The organism is Rhodococcus sp. BP-349 (genome assembly GCF_019835845.1).
Taxonomy (GTDB): domain Bacteria; phylum Actinomycetota; class Actinomycetes; order Mycobacteriales; family Mycobacteriaceae; genus Rhodococcoides.
In genome coordinates this window covers 718,501-742,610 of record NZ_JABUDR010000001.1, presented here as the reverse complement: position 1 = coordinate 742,610, position 24,110 = coordinate 718,501, and the positions used below count along the sequence as shown (strand labels likewise).

Genomic DNA, 24,110 nt, shown 5'->3' with positions numbered 1-24,110 from the left:
CAGTCAGTCCGCCAGAGCCCCTGCCAGCTGGTCACGGGAGTCGAGCCCGAGCTTCACGTACACCTTGGACAGGTGGTACTCGACCGTGCGAGAGCTCAGATGCAGCGCCCCCGCGACATCGCGGTTCGAGCGACCGCTGCTGACCATGCGGGCTATGTCGAGTTCCTGCGGGGTCAGGACGTCGGCGACCGGGATGTCGTGGGTGCGGCCCTCTCCACTCGCCCGCAGCACCGACCGGGTCCGGTCGATCCACGCCGGGAGTTCGAGGCTCTCGAACACACCCAGCGCGGCGTGCAGGTGCTCGCGCGCCTCCACACGGCGGCGCTTCCCCCGCAGAAACTCGCCGTAGGCCAATCGAGTTCGCGCCGACTCGAATGGCCGCTGCGCCAGACCCGTTGCACGGCAGGCGTTGTCGAACAAATCCTCCGAGTCACCTGCCGCCAGCGCCGTCAGCCGCAGCTGCACCGCACCGCCCCACGACGATCCCGCATCGCACCATCGCGCGAAACGTTCGAGAGCTCGCTCCGCGAGATCGGGCTTTCCGACGGCGACCGCCGCCTCGACCAGATCAGGTGTCGCGAGCAGACTCACCTCGGGGTGACGACGTTCGCCGAGCACCGTCGGGACGAGTATCTCGACGGCATCGTCGAACCGGGCCATGGACACCGCCGACCGGCCCGCCGCCCAGTCGAGCGAGGCCGTCGGGTGCTCGGCGCCGCGGCCCGTCACCGCGCGTCGGTGCCGTTCGCACGACGCCGTGTCACCGTCGAGCGCGGCGAGGTGCGCGAGGACGGTGTGCTGGAAGGCACCGTCGGTCTCCTCCCCGGCGTGTGCAGCGAGCGACAAACCCTCGTCGGCTGCCGCACGCGCGGCCTCCAGGCGGCCTTGACCCGCGAGGACCAGCGCCTGCAGTTGCAGCGCGAACGGCAACTCCGTGGCTCGACCGCGCACCCGCATGGCACGGATCGCTCGCTCGCAGAACACCCGGGTGCCCACGTCGTCACCCACCATCGTCGCGATCTCCGCGGCGAAGAGCAGCTCCCGCGGCTCGATCAGGTTCACCGCGTCCTGTAGTGAGCGAGTCAGGTCACCGATGGCCGGGCGGAAGTTGTCGCGCATGACGTCGACACCGGCGGGCGCCGCCTGACGAACCAGGGCTGCGAAGACGCCACTGCTCTCGACGGCCTCGTCCTCGATGGAATCCGCGAGGTTCGCCGCCTTCTCGGCCCAGTCTGCGCGCCCTCCCCACCACGCCAGGCCGGTGACGCGGGCCGCGAGATCGACGGCCAGCCGCGGATCCCGTCGGGCCGCAGCTCCCGCGCCGTCGACGAGGATGCGCAACGCGTCTGCAGGCAACCCGCGGCTCAACGCGACGGCTCCCCGGATCTGCGCTGCGGTCCCGGCGATGGACACGTCCCGACCGGTGACTCCGGCGCTCGTCACCAGCCACTCGGCCTGAGCCGGCCGACCGAGCACCCAGCAGACCAGCCCGGCGGACACCAGCCGACGAACCCTAGCGTCGTGCTCCGTGGTCAGTTCGGCAGCGCGAAGCCATCCGTTCAGCGCGGCGGGCGACGCCTCCACTGTCCGCAGAACCGATTCCAACTCGTCACCGGCGTCGGTGCCGGTCCCCTCCTCCCCGGCTGCGCGGTGCAGGGCTCGGGGAAGGACGAGATCGGCGTTGCCCTGCAACTCGTCCGCGAGAGCGCGGTGCACCGCTCGCCTCGACGCCGCGTCCGCGCTGTGGAAGGCAGCGCTGCGATGGGGACGCCTCGACCACCCGCGGCCGGACTCGTCGACTCGCACCAACCGTCGGCTCTCGAGAACGTCCAGTTCGTCGCCCCCCAGCCCGAGACGCGCACAGGCGCCGGCGAGAACGGTGATCGGAAGCCCGTCCCCCACCGCCACGACCAGCATCGCTGCTCGCCCCGTCTCCGACAGGCCCTGCGCGAGCATTCTCCACCGCGCAGTCCATGCCGGGCCCGGCACGGCCGGCTCCGGGAGACTCGCGTGACCGGCCATCTCCTCGGGGGTCAGGACCGCTGCCATCTCCCGCGCTGCCAACGGATTTCCGCCGGACGCGGCAGCGATGTCGTCGACGACCGAATCGGGTACCGACGCTTCGAGGCAGCCACGAACTGTCGCCGCGGTGTCACCGGACGACAGTGGATGCAGCCGCAGCACCGCGGCACCGGCCGGAAGACTCTCGCCGCGTCGCCACCCGATCAGCACGAGGAAGACCGGTAGCGACGCCACCCGGCGGGCGAGAATACCGAGCAGTCTGCGCGCCGAATGATCCGCGCGGTCCAGGTCGTCCACCACCAGAACGACCGGCCCGCCGCGGGTCGCGTCGGCGAGCGCATCCAGAGCGGCGTTCGCGGCCACCACGTCGTCCACGTCGTCGGTGACGGGACCCGTCCCCAGCAGTCGAGCGAACAGGTCTGTCCCGTGCTCGCCCGCCCGCGCCCGTACGAATCGTGTGCGGAGCCCGGCCCGCGGACGAACGCTTCGCCCGACAGTGCTCTTGCCACTACCGAATTCGCCGACGACCACCACCGCGCCGCCGACACCGCCGTGGACGCCCTCGACGATCTCGAACAGCTGCCTGATCTCCGTCTCACGGCCGTTCGAGGGAGGAACATCGGTGTTCACAGCCCCACAGTAGATGACCTGGGTCACAGCAACCGGTGGACTCATGGATGCGATCACGAGGTGCCGACGACGACTCTTCTCGGAAAGACCACAGAAAGCAGGAACCGAGTGAGCGTCACCTTCGATTACACCGGAAAGGCCGTTCTCGTGACCGGCGCCGGGAGCGGCATGGGCCGTGACAGTGCCGCAGCATTCGCCGGCGCCGGCGCTCGCGTCGCCGTTCTGGACATCGACGCAGCGGCCGGGCGCGCGACCGTCGAGCAGATCGAGGCGAGCGGCGGCGAGGCGATCTTCGTCGAGGTCGACGTGGCCGACGACGAAGCCGTGCACCGCGCCGTCGACACCGTCGTCGACCGATTCGGCCGGCTCGACGTCGCGCACAACAATGCAGGCGCCGAGGGTCAGCACGGGTTCATGCTCGAGCAGGACCCGGCCTCGTGGCGACGGACCCTCGACGTCAACCTGTCGTCCGTCTTCTACTGCATGCAGGCAGAGATCCCACACATGCTCGCCTCGGGTGGTGGCTCCATCATCAACACGGCCTCGGCGGCCGGATTGATCGGAGCGTACGGACTCACGCCCTACGTCGCGGCCAAGCACGGCGTCATCGGTCTCACCAAGGCAGCCGCGAACGAGTACTCCGAGAGGGGAATTCGCATCAATGCGTTGTGCCCCGGACCCATCGAGACACCGTTCATCTCCTCCTTCCCCAGCAGCTGGACGGACCGGTTGCTGAGCGCCGTGCCGATCAGGCGGCTCGGTCGGACCGACGAGATCTCGCAGGCCGTGTTGTGGCTGGGATCGGAGGCGTCCAGCTACGTCGTCGGGCACAGCCTCAGCGTCGACGGCGGTGTCACCATCGGCGGCGCGGAGACCCGCAACGACGACCTCGAGGACCGGGTGCTGACGTGACCGCCTCTCACACAGTTCAGGAACAACAGATGGAGAAACCTGTGACAATCACGGAACCTGCCGACACGAGCGCTGATTCGATGGACGGGGTCGCTCCCGGCACTCCGATTCACGACGTCCTGTTCACACCCGACAGCCCGATCTTCGAGGGCTCGAACGTGTTCACCGACATCGGATTCGGCCTGGTGCCTGCGGAGTACTCCACCACACGTGAGGAATTCCTCGCCTCGCGTGACGCGGCGTCCATCGGCTTCGTTCTGAGCAACAGTCCCGTCTACGACGTCTCCGGCCCGGATGCCGCGACCTTCCTCAACTCGGTCTGTGTCAACAAGGACTTCGGCCTCCTCGAGCAGGGCTCGTCCAAGCACGTCGTCATCTGCAACGACGACGGCTACATGATTGCCGACGGCGTCCTGCTGAAGGTGGGCGACAATCACTTCCGCACGTACTGGCTCGCCCCCGTGCTGGCGTTCTTCCTGGACACCTCCGACCTCGACGTTCAGGGCACGTGGGTTCAGGACGAATACTTCTTCCAGATCGACGGGCCGAAGTCGAAGTCGATCATCGAGAAGGTCACGGGCGCCGATCTGAGTGACCTGGCCTTCGCGAAGAACAAGGTGATCACCCTCGCGGGCGCCGGTGCCACCGTGCACCGACTCGGGATGTCCGGAGCACTCGCCTACGAGATCCACGGACCCTCCACTCACGCCCGCGAGGCCTACCGACAACTGCGCGCCGAAGTCGAGGCCGCCGGCGGGAAGCCCCAAGGCTTCTGGAACTATTCCCTGGTCAACCACACCGTCGCCGGCTACCCCAACCAGGTGATCCACTTTCTAGACCCGGTGAAGGAGAGCTGGCCCGCCCTCACCGAGTACATCCAGCACATCATTCCGTTCGACATCGGTCTGCACGGCAGCGCCTCGGACGATCCGAAGAATGCGTGGGTCACCCCGTTCGACGTCCGCTGGGGCTACCTGGTCAACTTCGACCACGAGTTCCCGGGCAAGGCCGCCTTGCAGAAGATCAAGGCGGAGGGCTCGAAGCGGACCACCGTCACACTCGAGTGGAACGCCGACGACATCGGTGCGGTGTACGCGTCACAGTTCCGGGGTGCGGACGCCGTCGTCTACGACCCCATGAGCAACGACCCGGTGATCTCCGTCGACGATTATCACAAGGGCCGCATGCGCATCGACCACGTACTGAAGGACGGCAGGAAGGTGGGACTCGCGACGGGTCGCACCCCCGCGTTCGTCGAGAACACGATGATCTCGCTGGCCTACCTCGACCGCGAACTCACAGTCGAGGGCACGGAGGTGACGGTCCTGTGGGGCGACGTGGGTCACCCCCAGATCGAGATCCGGGCCGTCGTCGCTCAGTTCCCGTACTACAAGGGCGAGTTCCGTAACGAGAAGCTCGACGTGAGCGCCCTCTGATCACGGTCGTCGACCGGCGTGCACTCCCGGTCGACGACCGACACCATCCATGGAGGGCCAGGAAAGCGACAACATGACTCACGACTTCGTGTACGAGGCGAACCCCATGCGGGTGCGTTTCGGGTCGGGCGCGCTGGCGTCTCTGCCCGAGGAACTCGACCTGCTCGGGCTGAACAGGGTGCTGGTGCTCTGCTCACCCGGCCGGCGGGACACCGCGGATCGCATAGCCGGTCTGCTCGGAAGCCGGTGCGTCGGAGTGCGCGCGGACGCGGTGATGCACGTTCCGGCGGACGTCGCCGAACGGGCCGCCGCCGCCTCAATCGAACTGGGAGCGGACGGGTGCGTCACCGTCGGCGGCGGGTCCGCCATCGGGTTGGGCAAAGCCATCGCGCTGAAGCACTCCCTTCCCGTGGTCGCGGTCCCCACCACCTACGCTGGATCGGAGATGACCCCGGTGTGGGGCCTGACCACCAATGGGCGGAAGGAGACGGGTCGCGATCTGAAGGTGTTGCCCCGCAGTGTCGTCTACGATCCAGATCTGACACTGGCTCTGCCCGTGGAGATATCGGTGACCAGTGCGATCAATGCGATGGCGCACGCCGTGGAGGCGCTGTACGCCCCGGACGCCAATCCCGTCATCTCCCTGCTCGCCGAGGACGGGGTGCGTGCGCTCGCCGCGGCTCTGCCCGCGGTCGTGGCCGCACCCGGCGACCCGGACGTACGAAGCCAGGCGCTCTACGGCGCTTGGCTGTGCGGGACTGCCCTCGGTGCGACGACGATGTCGTTGCACCACAAGCTCTGCCACGCCCTCGGCGGAACACTGAACCTTCCCCACGCCCCCACTCACACCGTGGTCCTCCCGCACGTCCTCGCCTTCAACTCCCCCTACGCACCCGCGGCCGTCGCCGCACTCACGCGGGCACTGCCGGGCGACGGCGCGCCGGCGGATCGACTGTGGCGGCTCGCGCGTGAACTCGGTGCACCGACCTCACTGAAGGAATTGGGTATGGACGAGGCGGACATCGACCGCATCGCCGACGAGGTCACCAGCCGCTCGTACGGCAACCCCCGACCCATCACCACCGAGGCCGTCGCGTCGCTGCTGCGAGCTGCGTGGGCCGGCGAGGAACCCACCGCCGCCGAATGAACACCGACCACCCATCGTCACCGAGCACAGATCAGTGAGAGCCATCATGACCGGACACATCGACGATCACGCGACCACGCAGCAGACACCGCCCGCCGTTACCCCGGAGCAGGTCGTCGTGGAAGAGACGCTGACGGCCACCGTGCTGCGCTCGTTCGACGGCTGCGCCGACCCGCGCCTGAGAACGGTGATGCAGTCACTGGTGACACACCTGCACGCCTTCGTCCGCGACGTACGCCTGACCGAGGACGAATGGAACACCGCCATCGAGTTCCTCACCGAGGTCGGCCACATCACCGACGACCGCCGCCAGGAATTCATCCTGCTCTCCGACGTACTCGGGGCCTCGATGCAGACCATCAACGTCGACAACGTGGCCCACGGCGACGCCACCGAGGCAACGGTGTTCGGGCCGTTCTTCGTCGAGGACGCGCCGCGCATCGACAACGGCGGCGACCTCTCCGGCGGCGCCGCCGGACAGCCGTGCTGGGTCGAAGGCACCGTCCGCGACACCGACGGGCATCCCGTACCGAACGCACGCATCGAAGTGTGGGAAGCAGACGAGGACGGCTTCTACGACGTCCAGTACGACGACGACCGCGTCTCCGCACGCGCGCACCTGTTCAGCGACTCCAACGGCGCCTACCGATTCTGGGCGTTGACTCCCACCCCCTATCCCATTCCGCACGACGGACCGGTGGGACGCATGCTCGCCGCGACCGGCCGCTCCCCGATGCGCGCCTCACACCTGCACTTCATGGTGAGCGCTCCCGAGATCCGGACGCTGGTCACCCACATCTTCGTCCGCGGCGACGACCTTCTCCGCCACGACACCGTGTTCGGTGTGAAGGACTCTCTGGTCAAGGACTTCGTCGAACAACCCGTCGGCACAACGACTCCCGACGGCCGAGACCTCGCGGACACCACCTGGTCGCGGGTGCGCTTCGACATCGTCCTCGCGCCCACGGGCGTCGACGTGGCGCCGACCTGACCTTCCTGTCGTACCGGAGTCGTCGATGCTACTTCTCGCGGTGCTCCGCCGATCTCCAGATCATGTGAGCAGCATGTCAGGGCTCCGCCGGATCAGTCAGGTGCGGGCGCGCGTCAAGGCGTCGTCCGCTCCCCCGCGCGTGTCGTCACGGTGCTCGGCCGACACTTTCTGGAACATCGACATGTCCTTGGCGGCGAGGGCGTCGATGATCTGCGCATGCTGCTCGACAGCGTGCCGCCGTCGCTCCGAGGATCCGTAGTTGCTGACGAAATATGCATCCGACAGAGTCCAGATGCGTTCGACCTCGGTGATCACCAGGTTGTGGGGCGACAAACTCCACACTGACCGATGAAACTCGTGATTGAGGTCGATGAACCCGATGACATCGCCGTCGTCGGCCTTCGCTTCCATCTCGGCGTTGAGGCTGCGCAGGTGCTCGAGTGCGGATGCGTCCGGCCAGTGGATGCTCGAGTTGAGTTCGGTCTCGAGGAGAGTGTGCAGGGTGTGCAACTGATTGAGCTCGAACGCTGTTCGCTTCGCCACGACGAAGCCTTGATTCGGGCGGTGCACCAGCAGACCCTGGTTGGCCAGGACGAGAAATGCCTCGCGGATGGGGACGCGGCTGACGCCGAGTCGTTGTGACAGCTCTTCCTGGCGCAGCGCCTCACCTGGGACGAGCTCTCCGAGGAGGATCAGCTTGCGTAGTTGGGCGATGATTCCGGCGGTACCCAGCCGTGTCCGCAACGCCATCCCATCCTCCTCACCCGAGGTCATCCGTTCCACGATCCGAACCCGTCCCTACAGGACGGGCGTGACCTGCAGCCTAATCGCAGATCACGCCCCTCGTCCGACAGGAGGTCCACTCCCCGAAGTTCAGACCTTCAGCCGCGGGAAAACGCGTCGCGCGTTCTCTTCGAACACTTTTCTGCGGTCGGTCTCGTCGAGAAAGTCGAAGCCCTCGATGACCGGCTTCAAATCGTCGAATGGGCGCCCCGTTTCAGGATTCTCGGTCGAGCCGCTGCCGGGACGTTCCGTTCCGAAGAGCACTCGGTCCGACCCGACAGTCTTGAGCAGCAGTTCGAGCGCGGGTGAGTAGTGCAGAACGGTGTCGAAATGGAAATGCTTCAGGTGGTCTTCGAAGCGTGGCGCATGCGGGTCGCCGCCGAGTCCGGGATGAAGATGTTCGGCCTGCCATCGACCGAGCTGATACGGCACGGAGCCACCGCCGTGCGAGATCATCACGTTCAACGTCGGAAAGCGTTCGAACACCTTTCCCCGGATCATCGACAGAATCGCGATCGATTCCTCGGTGATGAAGTGTTCGCTGTAGGTCTCACGGCCGTTGTAACACCCGGCCGAGTGCACCTGCATCGGAACCTTCAGTTCGACGAGTTGCTCGAACAGCGGATACCAGTAGGGGTCTCCGAGGGCCGGCGCTGTGCCGGTGCCTTCGTGGGGATCCGGATTCACGGTCACACCGACGAATCCGAGCTCCTCGACGGTACGGCGCAGCTCCGGGAACGCACGTTCGACCGGCTCGTCGGGTGTGATGGGCAGACCGGCCACACCGGCGAACCGTGTCGCGTGCATCTCGACGGTGCGCGCTGTGACGTCGTTGTTCGCGCGGATCCACGCGTCCACCAGCCGTGCGGGCTTCATCGAATGTCCCTGGTGATACGGGCGCGGGGACAGCAGTTGCACATCGGTGCCGACGGCGTCCATGGTCTCGACGTTGCTGTGCGCACACGCGGCCAGCGAGTCGTCACTGATCTTGGGTTGCCCGATGTGATACCCACCGTCGGCCATCAGGTTCGCGCGAAAGGCGTACAAGCCGTCGGGTGCCACGATGTGGGCGTGTGAGTCGATGATCATCATGTTCCTCGTGTCTGGGGGTAGTTCGATCGTGTGGGTCACGCGGGGTGTCAGGCGTCGCCGACGTACGCGATGAGTTCGCACTGGATGAGCAGCGGGTCGGCAAGCGGGTACTCGAGGGTGTGCCGTGCCGGGCGGCTGACCTCGTCGGGGAACATCGCCACCCAGTGCGGATCGATGACCGCCCGTGCCGCCCGGTCTCGCACGAAGAACGTCAGTTTGGCGATGTCGTCCGTGGTGCCGCCCGCTTTGTCGAGGATGCGGCCGATATTGGAGAAGATCAGCGCTACCTGCGCGTCCACGGTCTCGGGTACGGCTCCGCTGTCGGGGTCGAGTCCGTTGATTCCGCTCGAGGTCAGTAACGGACCCACCAGCGAGGCCTGCGGGATGGGGGCTCTGCCGTGGTGGAGGCCCGGGATCTCGATCGATCGACGTGTCATCGGTCATCTCTCCGTGGTTGCGAGGTCGGCTGTAGTTGCGAGGTCGGCGAAGGCGGTGCGTAGGTCTCGCTTGAGAATTTTTCCGCTCGGGTTCTTCGGCAAGGTGTCGACGATCACGACGTGTTTGGGGATCTTGTATCCCGCCAATCGATTCGAGCAGTGTGACCGCACTGCCACCTCGTCGAGGTCGGTTCCCGGTTTGGCCACGACAACCGCACAGACGGCCTCCACCCATTTCGGATGGGGAATCGCGAAGACGGCGACCTCGGCGACATCCGGATGACGGTAGATCTCTTCCTCGACCTCGCGACTGGCGACGTTCTCCCCGCCGGACTTGATCATGTCCTTCTTGCGGTCGACGATGGTCAGCCTGCCGTCGGTGTCGAAGCAGCCCAGATCACCCGAGTGAAACCAGCCGCCGCGGAACGCTTCCGAGGTACGTACCGGATCACGCCAGTAGCCGAGGGTGGCTTGTGGACTGCGGTGAGCGACCTCCCCGATCTCTCCGACCGGAAGAACGGTGTTGTTCTCGTCCACGACGACGGTCTCGACGTTGAGCACCGGGCGGCCGGCGGAACCCGGATGACTCACCTGTTCATCGGGACCGAGGATCGTGGCGACCGGGGCCAATTCGGTCTGTCCGTAGAAGTTCCACAGCCGCACGTCCGGTAAGCGCTCGAGAATCTCGCGCAGCACTTCGGCGGGCATCGCGGATGCGCCGTAGTACCCCTTGCGAAGAGACGACAGGTCCGTTCGATCGAAGTTCGGAGATCGCAGCAGCGAGATCCACACCGTCGGTGGTGCGAAGAACTTGGTGACGCCATGGGTCTCGATCGCCGCCAGGATCTTGTCGGGGTCGGGCGCGGGAAGGATGATGCTGGTGGCTCCGAGGTAGATGTCGGGGCCGAGGAAGCAATCGAGCTGCGCGCAGTGATACAGCGGTAGGGTGTGCAGATCGACGTCCTCGCTCGCCATTCCGCCGTCGATGATGCAGCTGGTGTATTGCGCAATCAGCGCGCGGTTGGACAGCAGTGCGCCCTTGGGACGCGACTCGGTACCCGATGTGTACATGATCCGTACCGGATCATCATCTCCGACAACCACATCGGGAGCGGCGTCGCCTACCCCGAGCCAGGACTCGAATGGCTCCCAGCCGGTGTGGTCGTCGGTGGCTCCGATGACTGCCCTCGCCGCCAGAGGCCGATCGTAGACGGCGAGTGCTCGCTCGGCAGCCGGTACGAACGCCGGTTCGGTGACCATGACTGCGATCTCGCTGTTGCCGAGGATGAACGCGATCTCGTCTGCGGTGAGCATGAAATTGATCGGGACGAGGATGACACCCAGCCGCGCTGTGGCGTAGGTGAGCACGACGAACTGCCAATTGTTGCGCGAGAGAATCGCAACTCGATCGCCGCGGCGGACACCACGGGCATGGAGTGCCCCGGCGACGACATCGACCGAGGTGTCGAGTTCGCGGTAGTCGATGACGCGATCGCCGCCGACGAGTGCCGTCTTGGTCGGGACTCGCCTCGCGGTGCGGTGCAGGACGTCTGCCACCGAATGTCGACGGGCGGAGATCACGTCATCGATGACAGGGACCGAGTCGTTCATGCCAGCGCTCCTTCCGTGCGTGTGAGTGTGTGCAGCGCAGCAGCGAGGTCGGATCCCGGTTCAGACGGCAGTGTCATCGCCCGCCATGCAACATGGCGGTCGGGACGAACGAGAATTGCACCGCCGGAATCCACTTCGCGTAGTCGTGTCCAACTTCCCGGCCGCTCGTCCGAGCCGTCTCCGCCGATGGCGACGACCTCGACGGGCAAGTGTCGTGCGGCCACGGCATCGGTCCAGATCTGTGCGGTCCGAGGATCGACGAGCAGGGTGAACCGCCGGCGATCTATCAGATCGAGAGTCGATCCGGCCGACGCGCTCTGGTCGATCGGTGCGTGCGGCAGATGGTGGCCTGGCCGGCTGGTCGGAATGTAGTCCCGTAACGGGTTGCTCGGGACCGGTGGGGCGCTGCCGTCGGGGACGACAGCGCCCTCCGAATAGTGAAAGCCCAGTTCGACGTTGAGCTGGCCGTAATCGTCTGCGTTGGAGGCCACCGCATCGGCGACATCGGCGCGGCGCCGCTCCCCGTCGACACCCGGTGCGAGCCACGCGTCGATGGCGGTCCAGCCCTCGTCGGTCGAGATGCCCGCACTCAATCCCAGGGCTGCTGCGACGCGTCGATGACCGCCGACGTTCTCCAGCGAATGACGGACGTTGAACAGGCCGACCGGGCGGCGCTCTGCGTCGTAGGTGTCCAACAGTTCGTCGCCGGCGTGCCCGCGCAGTACCTGATACAACTTCCAGACGAGATTGTCGACGTCTTGCACCGCGGTATTTAGTCCGAGCCCACCGGTCGGCGGATGGCGGTGAGCCGCGTTGCCCACCAGGAACACGTCGCCGACACGGTACTGCGCGGCAGTCACTCCTTCGAACTCCCAATGGCTGATCGCGTGGACATCGAAGCGCAGATCCGGGATACCCAGCATGTCCCGGACACGAGCGACGAGGGTGTCGGTGTCCTTGGCTGCGGGGTCTCCCCAGGAGAACGCCTGGTGGAATGCCCATTCGCGAGATTCTGTCCCCCACGTGTCGGGCCCCATCGCGCAGATGCTTCCTCGAAAGGAACCCGAACCACTGGGATCGACGAAGTAGTAGAGCAGTACCTGGTCGTCGACGGCCCAGGAGGACAGGTCTGCGGTGACGTGCATGCTGACCATGTCCAGAAGCTGTGTCGGCCCTTCCATAGACACGCCGAGCAGTGTCGAGCACACTCGCCCACCGTCGGCGGCGATGACGTAACGAGCTCGCACCGTGTGCGTGGATTCCGAAGCCATCTCGACTATGTCGAGCTCGACATGGCCATCGCATTGCCGGAGGTCACGCACCTCGTGTCCGTAGTGGATCTTGCCCGCGCAGTGCAGGTCTGCGTGTGTCCGGAGCAGCGGGTCGAGGCGCATCTGCGGAACGTTGGCGTATCGATTGGGGCTGGCTGATGCATACCGCTCGCGGTCCGCACCCCCTCCCCAGGCGTCGATGTGGCCGATTTCCCTGCCTTGTCCCGGTCGGTCGCCGGCGAGCGAGGTGTACCAGCCGACACGGTGCCATCGGTCCTCGGGCGGTGACAGGGCGTACACGTCGTCCGCGACCCCCATCGCGTCGAAGATCTCCATCGTGCGCTGGTTGAGCAGGTGTGCTCGCGGGAGGTGCGACGTGGTGGCACGTCGCTCGTAGACGGTGACGTCGATTCCCAGTTGCGCGAGTTGGATCGCGGCCGTCAACCCCGCAGGGCCACCGCCCACGATCACGACATCGGCGATGTCGGCGAGAGCCATGCCGGTCAGCCTTTCCGTCGGGTCTGCAGAGTGTGGTAACCGTGCGCGCGGCGCGCGTCGGTCAGCGACTGTCCTGATCGGACGGCGCGTCGAATGACGTCTTCGGTGTCGCGAATTCCGGACGCGAGGTCGATGACCTCGCCGACCCGGCCGAGCGGGATGGAGACGACCCCGTCGGCGTCGCCGACGAGCCAGTCCCCTTGTTCGACCCGTACCCCGCCGACGGACACCGGCACGTTGTAGCCGTCCACCCGTACGCGGTCCTTGCCGGTTCGCATCCACCGCGAACGGCTGAACACCGGGTAGTTCAGGTCCACTGCGCAATCGGAGTCACGGCACACTCCGTCGATGACGGTCCCGGACACACCGCGATGAGATGCGGTCGCGGTGAGGAGATCACCCCACACTGTCGTGTCGAGACGCCCCGCGTTGTCCAGGACGACAACGGTGCCCGGGTCGAGGTCGTCGATGTAGTCACCGACTGTTCCGCCGTCGTCCCCCACCGGGACATAGCGAACGGTGAAGGCCCGACCGACGAGACGAACCGTGCGATCGAGGGGAAGCAGCCCTGCGCACTGTCCGGCGAGGCCGAGTTTGTCCAGTGCGTCGCTGAGGTGGCTCGTGTCGAGCGCGGACAGGTCTTCGGTGATCTGCGCATGGTCGGTCATCGGCTTGCCTCTCGATCGAGCATGGTTTCGTAGTCGGCGCTCATGACAGTCGCCATCGATTCGCCCTCTCGGACACGGGCGAGCATGAGGGCCTCCTTGGCGGCGATCCTCTCGGCAATGGCGAGTACCTCGTCGATACGATCGCGCGGAACGAAGACCACTCCGCTGCCGTCGGCAAGTACGTAATCGCCCGGTTCGACTCGGACGCCGGCGATCTCGACCGGCACATCCCACGCTCGTTCGACGACGCGTGTGCGTGCGGTGACGGGTACCGACGTCGCCGCGTACACGGTCAGTCCGAACTGGCGGGCCTCATCGAGGTCCCGTACCGCACCGTCGACGATCACGCCTTCGCTACCGCGAGCGACGGCTCCGGCGGACAGCACGCCGCCCCAACCCGCGACGTGTGAGCGTCCGTGATGCGCGACCACGATGATCGTGTCCGGTCCGGAGGCATCTACTGCGGCGGTGCACAGATGCCTCGGCGCGGCGCCGGCACCCTCTGCTTCGACGAGATCGACAGTCACGGCGCGTCCCGCGATCCGACGCTCACCGGAAACCGCATGCAGACCCAGTGCCGCACCCGGTAGTCGTAACGCGTCGAGCGCGTCCGAGACCGCACAGGTGTCGAGCGCGGCAAGCCGTCCGCACTCGCTCATGTCCAGAGCCCGAACGCGAGACCGATACCGGTGCCGGCGGGACTACGCCAGGCCGGGATGTATTCGCTCCAGCGGTGGTCGAGGTCTTGTGCTGCGCCGGCAGCGGCGATCCAGTTGCGAACCTCGGACGTACCGGAGTTCAGCTGCTCGACAGGCAGAGCGCGCAGAGTAGCTTCGTCGTGGTCGATCATGGCGTCGAGGATGCGACGGTCGAGCTCGTCGTCGACCACGAAGTGGCTCAACCCGCCCGAGGCGACGACGGCGACTCGAAGGTCACCGGGCAGAGAGTCGACCGCACCGGCCAGAGCACGGCCGAGGTCGTAGCACCGGCCGGGGGTCGGCTGATTGGGCGGGAAGTATGTGTTGATCAGTACCGGCACCATCGGAATGGTGACGTTCTTCAGCATCTTGCCCACCACCCACGCGAAAGCGTGGCCGAAGCCACCTTCGGTCTCGGTTTCCGAGCTCGACGCAATGTCGAAATCGCGGGAGATCAACTCCTCGATGACGTGGAGCGCGGCCGTCGGATGTGCGGGGTATATCTCGCCGTCCATGCCGAGGTTGCGCTGCACCTGGCTCAGCAGAGCGTTTCCCATCTCGATCGGCTTGTGCGTCTCGATCTTCTCGCCGTGATACACCGCGATCGCAGGCTGGTTGCGGGCCGTGAACAGTTCCTCCTGATCATCGCCGATAACGATGAGCAGGTCGGGCTCGAGCGCGATCAGGTCCTTGCGAAGGCGGTCCACACAGGCCGATGCTGCGTCGTACTTCGCGTTCCAGGTCTCGAGGGACAGTTCGTCGTCGTATCGGCCGTCAGCCGCGGTGACGAGTTCCTCGAAGGTGCGAACAGCTCCCCGTCGGTCGTACAGGTCGTACTCGCCTGCCGCGTCGTTCTCGGCACGCAGATTCCACATGCGCTCTGGCTCCATGCCGAGCATCGGGCTGTGAGAAGTGCCGACGACGGCCACGATTCGACTCATCGTGCATCGACCTCGCTCCTGACTGATCCAGCGTGAAACATGTACATGGAAAACCTCTTTCGTGAGTGAGACACGGCGTCGGTGCACCCGACCACCGGCGGGGAGGAGATGTCAGCGGGGCAAGGAGTACAGGTCGAGGGTCGAGGCGCCGGACCGAATCTGGGCGATGATCGCGGCCTCCTTCTCCTCACGCTCCCGCGAGGCTTTCTGCACCTCGGGCCACCGATCTCGGGGGATGACCACGACACCGTCGACATCACCGACGATGACGTCGCCGCGCGCAATTCGGTGGGCGCCCAGTCGAATCGGGCCACCCAGCCTGCCCGGTGCATCAGGATCCTTGATGGTGCCGTTGATGCAGATCGACGAGGAGAAGACGGGAAAGCCGACGTGCGCTAGAGCGCCCACGTCTCGGACACCTCCATCGAGAACCAGTCCGCCCAAGCCGCGGGCGCGCGCGGCTTCGCTGAGGATCTCACCCCAGTAGCCGTACTCCGCGCCGGCGGTCGTCTGAACCACCAGCACGTCTCCCGGGGACGCTTCGGCGACAGCGCGGTGCAGCCACAGGTTGTCCCCCACCGGACACAGCACCGGGTAGGCGGGACCGTAGATCTCCGCACCGTCATAGGCGGGCCGAATCCTGGCCGGAAGCGCGCCGATCCGGCCGGCCGCCTCGTGCGCCGTGGCAGCGGAGAAGCGTTCGGTCGGGATCGCGCCGGTGGCTGGTGCGCGTTCGGCAGCTGTCGCAACCATCGATGTGTCTCACTTTCATGGGCGCCGATCACCGACGATCGACCGTGTGATGTGCACCATACGCTGCATTCAATATTGAATGCAATAGCCGTGAGCTGCGGCTATTCGGCTGACGGGTGCACACTTACGCGCTATTGCATTCAATCTTGCATGTGATGTACGTTGCTCGCAGCCCACAAGTGTGAGTCACATCACGCGTCGAGTAGCGGCTGCAACGCCGACCCAGATCTTCGGAAGGACTGCCCATGAGCACCCTCGGACCAGATCGATCACCCTCGTACGTCCGCCGCGTCGCACTGTCCAGCTACCTCGGGACGACGATCGAGTACTACGACTTTCTCCTCTACGGCACCGCCGCTGCCCTCGTCTTCAATCGAGTCTTCTTCTCGAACCTGAGCCCGGTCGTCGGCACTCTCGTCGCTCTGGCGACATTGGCCGCCGGCTACGCGGCCCGGTTCGTCGGCGCCATTGTCTTCGGGCACTTCGGAGACCGCTTCGGCCGAAAGAACGTGATGGTGGTGACCATGGTCACCATGGGAATCACCAGTGGTGCGATCGGCCTGCTACCGACCTACGACCGCATAGGCGCGGCGGCACCGCTGCTGCTCGTCATGTTGCGCCTGGTGCAGGGCTTCGCGGTCGGCGGCGAGTACGGCGGCGCGGTCCTGATGGTGTCCGAGCATGCGAGTACTGAAAAGCGAGGCCTTGCAAGCAGTTCTGCCGCAATGGGAGCCCCTACCGGATCGGTCCTCGCCACCGGAGCCATGCTGTGGGTTGCCTCGCTGCCCGAGGATCAGATGCTCAGCTGGGGCTGGCGGGTACCCTTCCTGTGCAGCTTCGGCCTGCTCGCTCTGGGCATGTACTTCAGGGCTCGCATCTCCGAGAGCCCGGTCTTCGAGGACAACCGCTCGGCCACGAAGGCTCCCGCACAGGGAACCCCGATCCTGGCCTTGACCCGTTCCGAGCCGGCCACGCTGCTGAAGTCGATCCTGTTTCAGATCGGACCCTATTGCGGGATGGGCGTTTTCGCGATCTTCTTTCTCTCGTACACGCCGACGATCGGGCACTCACGCTCCGCTGCTCTGACCGCAGTACTCCTGGGCACCCTGTCGAGCATCGTCATGACGCCGGTCTATGCCGCGCTCTCCGACAAGATAGGACGTCGCCCGGTCATCATCGCCGGGATCACTGCAACCGCAGTCCTGGCCTTTCCCATCTTCCACCTCGTCAACACGGGTAGCACCGCGACGATGGTCATCACCGTGTCGCTCTATCTCGGATTCGTGATGACGTCGGTCAACGGGGTCGCACCGGTGATGCTCACCGAATTGTTCCCGACCGAGGTTCGGTACACCGCAGTATCCACCAGCTACCAACTTGCGCAGACCATCGGTTCCGGATTCTCCCCCCTCATCGCCACAACGCTGCTCGCAGCCGCGGGCGGCGGCACGAACACCTGGCCGATAGCGTTGTTCCTGGTGGTGATCTCGGTAGCGAGTGCATGGGCCGCCCTGTCGTTGCCCGAGCGCTCCGGCCGTGACCTCGACGCTGTCCGGGCGGTGCGCCCGGCCGCGACTTCGAACAGAACAGTCACGACGGCCGTCGATCACTCACGCGGTTGACCATCGCAGCTGTCGCGACGTGATGTCGCAAGCCTTGCACCGCAACCATCCCCTCACCCCTAGGAAACGGACTGTCATGACGCACGATCAGAAGAATCCGACCGTAGTTCTCGTTCACGGCGCGTGGCACGGCGCGTGGGTGTGGGACGACCTCCGAGCCGAGATGACCGACCACACTGTCGACGCTGTCGAACTCCCCTCCTCCGGACACGACCCTGCGAAACTCGGGTCGTTCGACGACGACGTCGACGCCATTCGCTCGATGGTCCGACCGATCACCGAACCGGTGGTCGTGGTCGCCCACTCGTACGGAGGACTTCCGACAACCCAAGCGTTGTGCGGCTTGGACAACGTCATCGGGGTGGTCTACATCGCTGCATGGGTGCTGGACGTAGGCCAGTCCGTGGCAGACCTCGCCGGGGAGCACGGGCTTCCGGATTGGTGGGATGTCCACCCCAGCGAGGGGTACATGGATGCACTCCACCCGGAGGAGGTCTTCTACCACGACCTCCCCCCGGAGCGGGCTGCAGAACACAGTGGGCGACTGACCCACCAGAGTCTCGATTCGGCCGCACACCCCCTACGGGATGCCATCTGGAAGTCAGTCCCCACGAGTTACATTCTCTGCGAACAGGACCGTGCGCTGCCCCCCTCGATTCAACAGTCGATGAGTGAGCACACCACCAAGACGACCAGATTCGACGCCGGACACAACCCGTTCCTCTCGCGCCCCGCTGCGGTGGCCGCACAGATCCGACAGGACATCGCTGTATTCCTGACACAGTCTGTCCTCGCGCCCTGACGGCAGTGCCGGTCCACCGAAACGGGCAGCACGGCGTCGCTGCCGGCCGGACGTCACACGAAAGGCGACGCCTGTTCCCGAGTCTCTCATCGCACGATCCAGGTCTTTCGACTTGATCGCTTCACATGTCTTCGAACACCAGGGGGATCCGACATGGACCTGAAACTCCAGAGCAACGTGACCGCGCAGTCGCCCTATGTCGTGAGCGAAAAGATTACGGTCGCAGGGAAGGTCGTCGCCCTGACGCTCCGCCACGCTTCCGGACAACGACTGCCGGACTGGACGCCTGGCTCGCATATCGACCTGATATTGCCGAACGGAATGACCCGTCAGTATTCGTTGTGCGGAGATCGGTGGGACCCTTACAGCTATCGCGTGGCAGTTCTGCGAGAGAGCGAGGGACGCGGCGGATCCGCTCTGATCCACGACCACGTGAAAGTGGGAGACCATATCGGCATCGGAGGACCGAGGAACAACTTTCCGATGGTGCCCTCACAGAAGTATGCGTTCATCGCCGGAGGCATCGGCATCACGCCACTTCTGCCGATGATCCGGCAAGCGCAGGTACTCGGCGCGGAGTGGCGACTGCTCTACGGTGGGCGCACTCGCCGAGCGATGGCGTACCTGGACGACATCTCTCATATGGGTGGCGATGTCACGATCGTCCCGGAGGATCGCGGTGGCCTGCTTCCTCTGGCCGAGTGGATATCGGAGATACCCGGTTTCGACACGAAGTTGTACGCATGTGGGCCGGGCCGACTCCTCGATGCAGTGGAAGCACTCTGCACCGGCAGGCCGCTCGGTACGCTCCGCACCGAGCGCTTCGTCCCGAGAGAACGCAGCGCCCCGGTCCGCAATGCGCCCTTCGATGTCGAACTCGCCCGTTCAGGCCGAACCGTGACGGTCCGGCCCGGTAGCAGCATCCTCGACGCCGTCCGCGCGTGCGGGGTGAACGTTCTCTCCTCGTGTCGCGAAGGAACCTGTGGTACGTGCCAGGTGACTGTCCTCGCGGGACGTCCCGACCACCGAGACTCGATTCTCGATGACGACGAACACCGTTCGCAGACTTCGATGTTCGTGTGCGTCTCCAGTTCCTGTTCCGACAAGCTCGTGCTGGACCTCTGAGACAACAGCAGAAAGGGCGTGACCGTATGTCTACATCCTCCCGAGCGCCGGTGAGCGACGCAGACCCGTACGACCTCGAGATCCTGGCCGATCCGTCCACATTCCATCGCCATCTGCGAGAGACCGGCCCGGTCGTCTATCTCGAGCGCTACGGTGTCTATGCGATGGGTCGATTCGACCACGTGAGTGCAGCACTCACGGACTGGCAGTCGTACCAATCGTCAGCCGGCGTCGGCATTGCGAACTTCCGTTTCGAGAAGCCCATCCGACCGCCGAGCCCCCTTCTCGAGGCCGACCCGCCTCGCCACGATGCGCCTCGCCTGGTGCTGTCGAAGATTCTCGGAGCACCAGCCGTCCAGCAACTTCGAGCAAGCTGGTCGATCGCCGCCGAGAGCTTGGTGGACGAACTACTCTCGGACTCCACGGAATTCGACGGAATCGATGCTCTTTCGAACGCGCTGCCACTGAAAATTTTTGCCGACGAGATCGGCATACCAGATACAGGTCGTGAACATCTCCTGCCGCTGGGCGACTTCGTGTTCAACTCCGTTGGACCTCTCGACAGCGCGCTGATGAAAGCCAGTGCACAGAAGGTCCACGAGGCTGGGTCCGTGGAGTGGACGATGGCTCACTGCCGACGCGAGAACCTCACAGACAACGGTTTCGGCGCGCAGGTGTGGTACGCTGCGGACCGCGGGGACATCACCGAACAGCAGGCGCCGATCCTTGTACGGTCCCTGCTGTCAGCTGGGTTCGACACCACGGCGAGTGGTCTGGCGGCAGTTCTGTACGCCCTCGCATCACATCCTGAGCAATGGATGCGTCTGCGCGACGACCCCACTCGAGCACGCACGGCGTTCGATGAAGCAATCAGATGGGATTCTCCTGTTCAAACCTTCCATCGAACGGCGACGCGCGACATGTCGATCGACGGCACAGATGTGCCGGACGGAGCCAAAGTCTTACTGTCTCTGGGTGCAGCGAACCACGATCCCCGTCGGTGGGATTCGCCCGACAGCTACGATCTGACCCGAGATCCTTCAGGACATGTCGGTTTCGGGATGGGAATCCATCGATGCGTCGGGCAACATGTCGCCCGACTGGAAGCCGAAGTCCTTCTGACAGCCTTGGCCGCGAGGATCTCCACGATCAGCCTTGCGGGCGAAACCGAGCGACATCTCAACAACACGATGCGATCCTGGAAATCCCTGCCGCTGCGCGTGTCACTGAGATAGGGACCAGCTCATCGGCGCCTTCGCCACCGGCGCATTCGCATTGTCCACCAGCACCATCTGGTCGTTCGCCGACACCATGGGCGGATGGCGCCGTTCTTGCGGCGACGATCCTGTCGGAGGTGGCGCTCATCCTCTGGCTCGTCATCTCCCGAGCCCCGAACGCAGGACACGCACATCTTCGGCCGCGGCGATGACCTTCTCGGCCACGACACCGTCTTCGGTCTGAAGGACTCCCTGGTCAAGGACTTCGTCGAACAACCCGTCGGCACAACGACTCCCGACGGCGAGACCTCGCGGACACCACCTGCTCGCGTGTGCGCTTCGACATCGTCCTGGCCCCCGCGGAAACAGTGGACGCGACATGATCGACGGTGGTCGGTCGACCGAGCCGGGCATGACGTCGAATCAGTGTAGGCAGACGACGAGAGTACGCAGCACTCCGAGCATGGCCGTTGCCCGCGGTAGGTCGACGCCCCCGTCCGCGGAGATGGTCGTCAGAACCCTGCGCGCTCGCTCCACCTGGTCGTCACGTATTGCCCAGTGCAACAATGCATTTTGGTTCATCTCCGTGTGCGAGTCGAGCATGATGCGGGTCACAAGTGCCGCCCGGAGGTCGTGCAGCTCGTCGTACAGTGCGGCGCGGGCGAGGAGTTCGACGTGGGGCGCGTCCACGTCGGCTTCGAGGGCCGCCGAGAGCTCACACAGCCCGAGCATGTCGTCGACTCCGCCGTGAACAGCGGCGACCTCGACAACCGGCAGGCCGGCGTCATAAGCCGCATCGATCACCGCCAGCGCAACGGAGACGCCGATCTCGCCGAGAACCCCTGCTGCGGCCAGAATCGCCACACCGTGGGCGTATCGCTCGACTTCCGCGTGTGGGGCTATCGGACCACCACGGTGACGGAGCAGCCATGCCATAGCTGGTTCGGCCGGCATGCCGTCCGTGCGCAATTCTGTCGTTCTGCACGACGCCGTCGAATTCGGCAGGTCAGCAGGGAGGCGGCTTGAAAAGATTTCGGTAACGGCGATGTAGGCGCGGGCCACATCGGGGGTCGTGACCCCGAACCGCTCCTGCAGCCAGTAGATCGTCCCGGGTCCGACCCTGTTGACGAGTTCGTCGGCAAGTGTCGTCGCCACGATTTCTCGACGCAGACGATGGTCGGTGATGTCGGCGAGCGCGATGCGTCTGATTGAGCTTGGAAAGTAGTCATGCAAACGCCCCCGTTGGGAAGCGTCCTCTGGAACCGCTGATTCGAGGAGTTCGCGGGCTACCAGATTCTTGGATTGAGCGAGCAGGGTCGCGATTTCGGGTCGTGTCAGACCACGACCGTGCCGAGCGGCGAGTTCGGCGCCCGTGGGAAGTCCTTCCAGGGCAGGATCGATGCCACCGGCAGACCGCAGATCGTCGATCAATCGGGACTGCCGATCGAAGTGTTCCAGGGCGGCAGCAGCGATGCTGATGGCCTGCATCTGGTCGTCGCTGTCATTCAGGACACCGGTGGCCACGTCGTCGGTGACACCGGCAAGGACGTCGTTTCGGGCTTGCAAGGTCAGGCGTCCGGCTCGGACTGCAGAGTCGAGGGCGATCTTGATGTTGACTTCGCGGTCCGATGTGGCGACGCCGGCCGCATTGTCGATGAAGTCCGCGTTGATCCTGCCACCGCCGAGTGCGAATTCGATCCGGGCGTTCTGCGTCAGTCCGAGGTTCCCACCTTCGCCCACTATCGCGCAGCGCAGGTCGCGTGCGGTGATGCGGACCCGATCGTTGGTGGGATCCCGCGCATCGGAATCGGTTTCGGTGCTTGCACGCACGTACGTTCCGATGCCACCGTTCCAGAGCAGATCTACCGACGCCCGCAGTATCGCGCGGATGAGCTCGTCCGGCGACACCGTGATCTCGGGTGTGTCCAGCGCCCGCCGCGCCTGCGGGGACAGTGTGATGGACACGGCGTCCCGCGGCCACACCCCGCCTCCGGACGAGAGTGCGGAGGCGGGGTAGTCGGCCCAGGACGACTCGGGGCGGACGAAGAGCGCACTGCGCGCGGCCCGCGATCGCGCCGGGTCCGGATCGGGGTCGAGGAAGATGTGGCGGTGATCGAAGGCGGCCACCAACCGTGTGGTGTCGGCGAGCAGCATGCCGTTGCCGAAGACGTCACCGGACATATCGCCGATGCCGACAGCAGTGAACGGTCGGACGCTGATGTCGTGTCCCGCTTCGTCGAAGTGGCGTCGCACCGCGAGCCATGCGCCCCGGGCGGTGATCCCCATGACCTTGTGGTCGTAACCGGTTGAGCCTCCGGAGGCGAACGCGTCTCCGAGCCAGAAGTCGTACTCTTCCGCGACGGCATTTGCTCTGTCGGAGAAGGACGCGGTGCCCTTGTCGGCGGCCACCACGAGATAGGCATCGTCACCGTCGAGACACACCGTGTGCGGCGGGTGAACCACCGCGCCGCCGACGATGTTGTCGGTGACGTCGAGAAGTCCGCGGATGAACACGGTGTATCCGTCGATGCCGGTGGTGCTGCGCTGGGTCACGAAGGCGCCCTTGGCTCCCATCGGCACGATGGGTGCGTTCTTGACGGCCTGCGTCTTCATCAGGCCGATCACCTCTGTGCGAAAGTCCTCCGGTCTGTTCGACCACCGCAGGCCACCGCGGGCGACCGACCCGCTGCGCGCATGAATACCTTCCACTTCTGCCGTGCACACGAAGATCTCACGGAACGGGACGATCTCACCCGGGCTCAGGAGCCGGCTCGAGTCGATCTTGAAGCTGATCCAGGACTTGGGCGAGCCGTCGACACTGTGCTGGAACCAGTTGGTTCGTTGAACTGCGGCCAGGAAGCACGAGAACGCGCGACGCATCCGATCCTGGTCGTAGGACTGCGCTCCCTCGATGATGTGGTCGAGTTGCTGCTGGGCACCGTCCCGGCAGCGGGCAGCCGGATCGAACCGACTCTCGAACGCGCGCAGCACGGCTCGAGTGAACCCGGGATCGGATGCGAGCGCGTCGACGAGATAGGCCTCCGACAGGCCCACCGGGGTCTGTCGGAGATAGCGACACATCGCCCGGAGCAATGTCGCCTGCCGCCAGGAGATCCGGGCGCTCGACACCAGCGTCGCGTACTGGTCGATGCTCCACGACCCGGCAACGCCCGCAGCGAACGCCTCGCCGATCAGAGTCAGGGTGGTGTCCGAATAGTTGTGATCGACGAATTCGAACTCGTCCGTGACACCGATCCCGGTGGTCGACTCGTGGACTGTGATCGAACGATGCCGGGTCACCCTGAGTCCGAGTCGTTCGAACATCACACAGACCTCGGCCAGAACCATGTCGTCACGTGGCCATGTCACTATTGCTGTGGTGGTGGCGCTCCGACGCGTGAAGGCGACTGTCGGCGTCGCCAAGGGGCGGATATCGGTGTGCAGAACGGTCACG

At 65.3% G+C, this 24,110-nt stretch carries 19 protein-coding genes and 1 pseudogene; 8 read left to right on the top strand and 12 right to left on the bottom strand.

Features of this window, described 5'->3' with window-relative positions; translation table 11 throughout:
* Positions 1-3: 3 nt before the first annotated feature.
* The gene (locus tag HQ325_RS03510) at positions 4-2,652 is read right to left on the bottom strand and encodes a LuxR family transcriptional regulator (RefSeq protein ID WP_222626722.1); all 2,649 of its coding nucleotides are present in this window, start codon (positions 2,650-2,652) and stop codon (positions 4-6) included.
* A 108-nt stretch (positions 2,653-2,760) separates the two neighbouring features.
* On the opposite strand from HQ325_RS03510, the gene HQ325_RS03505 reads away from it, so the two are divergent.
* From HQ325_RS03505 to HQ325_RS03490, 4 genes are all read left to right on the top strand, one after another.
* A complete protein-coding gene (locus HQ325_RS03505) occupies positions 2,761-3,564 on the top strand; it encodes a glucose 1-dehydrogenase (RefSeq protein WP_308014237.1) in 804 nt (267 codons plus the stop codon).
* A 41-nt stretch (positions 3,565-3,605) separates the two neighbouring features.
* The gene (locus HQ325_RS03500) at positions 3,606-5,000 is read left to right on the top strand and encodes a hypothetical protein (RefSeq protein ID WP_222626721.1); all 1,395 of its coding nucleotides are present in this window, start codon (positions 3,606-3,608) and stop codon (positions 4,998-5,000) included.
* A 73-nt stretch (positions 5,001-5,073) separates the two neighbouring features.
* On the top strand, positions 5,074-6,147 hold the full coding sequence (locus tag HQ325_RS03495) for a maleylacetate reductase (protein WP_222626720.1): 1,074 nt from the start codon (positions 5,074-5,076) through the stop codon (positions 6,145-6,147).
* A 46-nt stretch (positions 6,148-6,193) separates the two neighbouring features.
* A complete protein-coding gene (locus HQ325_RS03490) occupies positions 6,194-7,138 on the top strand; it encodes a dioxygenase (protein WP_222626719.1) in 945 nt (314 codons plus the stop codon).
* Positions 7,139-7,234: 96 nt separating this feature from the next.
* Here the strand turns inward: HQ325_RS03490 and HQ325_RS03485 are convergent, their stop codons facing one another.
* The 10 genes and pseudogenes from HQ325_RS03485 to HQ325_RS03445 form a co-directional block, all read right to left on the bottom strand.
* A complete protein-coding gene (locus HQ325_RS03485) occupies positions 7,235-7,912 on the bottom strand; it encodes a GntR family transcriptional regulator (RefSeq protein WP_222626718.1) in 678 nt (225 codons plus the stop codon).
* Positions 7,913-8,011: 99 nt separating this feature from the next.
* The gene (locus HQ325_RS03480; protein ID WP_222626717.1) at positions 8,012-9,013 is read right to left on the bottom strand and encodes an amidohydrolase family protein; all 1,002 of its coding nucleotides are present in this window, start codon (positions 9,011-9,013) and stop codon (positions 8,012-8,014) included.
* A gap of 47 nt (positions 9,014-9,060) precedes the next feature.
* Positions 9,061-9,450 carry a RidA family protein gene (locus tag HQ325_RS03475; RefSeq protein WP_188547900.1) on the bottom strand — a complete coding sequence of 130 codons (390 nt, stop codon included), beginning with the start codon at positions 9,448-9,450 and terminating at the stop codon, positions 9,061-9,063.
* 3 nt (positions 9,451-9,453) lie between these two features.
* Positions 9,454-11,061, bottom strand: a complete 1,608-nt coding sequence (locus HQ325_RS03470) for a fatty acyl-CoA synthetase (RefSeq protein ID WP_068148308.1) — start codon at positions 11,059-11,061, stop codon at positions 9,454-9,456.
* The gene (locus tag HQ325_RS22940) at positions 11,058-11,552 is read right to left on the bottom strand and encodes a hypothetical protein (protein ID WP_374107206.1); all 495 of its coding nucleotides are present in this window, start codon (positions 11,550-11,552) and stop codon (positions 11,058-11,060) included. Before HQ325_RS22940 ends, HQ325_RS03470 begins: the two co-directional genes overlap by 4 nt.
* Before the next feature lie 177 nt (positions 11,553-11,729).
* Positions 11,730-12,830 (bottom strand): annotated as a pseudogene (locus HQ325_RS22935) (FAD-dependent oxidoreductase); the annotation flags it as partial.
* Between the two features lie 5 nt (positions 12,831-12,835).
* On the bottom strand, positions 12,836-13,498 hold the full coding sequence (locus HQ325_RS03460; protein ID WP_222626715.1) for an RraA family protein: 663 nt from the start codon (positions 13,496-13,498) through the stop codon (positions 12,836-12,838).
* Positions 13,495-14,157 (bottom strand): RraA family protein, encoded by a 663-nt coding sequence (locus HQ325_RS03455; RefSeq protein ID WP_222626714.1) that lies wholly within the window; start codon positions 14,155-14,157, stop codon positions 13,495-13,497. The genes HQ325_RS03460 and HQ325_RS03455 overlap by 4 nt, the downstream gene beginning before the upstream one ends.
* Positions 14,154-15,137, bottom strand: a complete 984-nt coding sequence (locus HQ325_RS03450) for a hypothetical protein (RefSeq protein WP_222626713.1) — start codon at positions 15,135-15,137, stop codon at positions 14,154-14,156. The genes HQ325_RS03455 and HQ325_RS03450 overlap by 4 nt, the downstream gene beginning before the upstream one ends.
* Positions 15,138-15,248: 111 nt before the next feature.
* Positions 15,249-15,890, bottom strand: coding sequence for a 4-carboxy-4-hydroxy-2-oxoadipate aldolase/oxaloacetate decarboxylase (locus HQ325_RS03445; RefSeq protein ID WP_222626712.1), 642 nt, complete (start codon positions 15,888-15,890; stop codon positions 15,249-15,251).
* Between the two features lie 245 nt (positions 15,891-16,135).
* Between HQ325_RS03445 and HQ325_RS03440 the strand changes: the two genes are divergently transcribed.
* From HQ325_RS03440 to HQ325_RS03425, 4 genes are all read left to right on the top strand, one after another.
* Positions 16,136-17,512 carry an MFS transporter gene (locus HQ325_RS03440; RefSeq protein WP_222626711.1) on the top strand — a complete coding sequence of 459 codons (1,377 nt, stop codon included), beginning with the start codon at positions 16,136-16,138 and terminating at the stop codon, positions 17,510-17,512.
* Between the two features lie 22 nt (positions 17,513-17,534).
* The gene (locus tag HQ325_RS03435) at positions 17,535-18,314 is read left to right on the top strand and encodes an alpha/beta hydrolase (RefSeq protein ID WP_308014341.1); all 780 of its coding nucleotides are present in this window, start codon (positions 17,535-17,537) and stop codon (positions 18,312-18,314) included.
* Between the two features lie 153 nt (positions 18,315-18,467).
* Entirely contained in the window at positions 18,468-19,439 is a 972-nt protein-coding gene (locus HQ325_RS03430) for a PDR/VanB family oxidoreductase (protein WP_222626709.1), read from the top strand.
* A gap of 26 nt (positions 19,440-19,465) precedes the next feature.
* Positions 19,466-20,674: a cytochrome P450 gene (locus HQ325_RS03425; RefSeq protein WP_222626708.1), complete on the top strand. Its 1,209-nt coding sequence runs from the start codon at positions 19,466-19,468 to the stop codon at positions 20,672-20,674.
* A gap of 405 nt (positions 20,675-21,079) precedes the next feature.
* On the opposite strand, the gene HQ325_RS03420 is transcribed toward HQ325_RS03425, so the two are convergent.
* Positions 21,080-24,109, bottom strand: coding sequence for an NAD-glutamate dehydrogenase domain-containing protein (locus HQ325_RS03420; RefSeq protein WP_222626707.1), 3,030 nt, complete (start codon positions 24,107-24,109; stop codon positions 21,080-21,082).
* Between the last annotated feature and the right edge of the window lies 1 nt (position 24,110).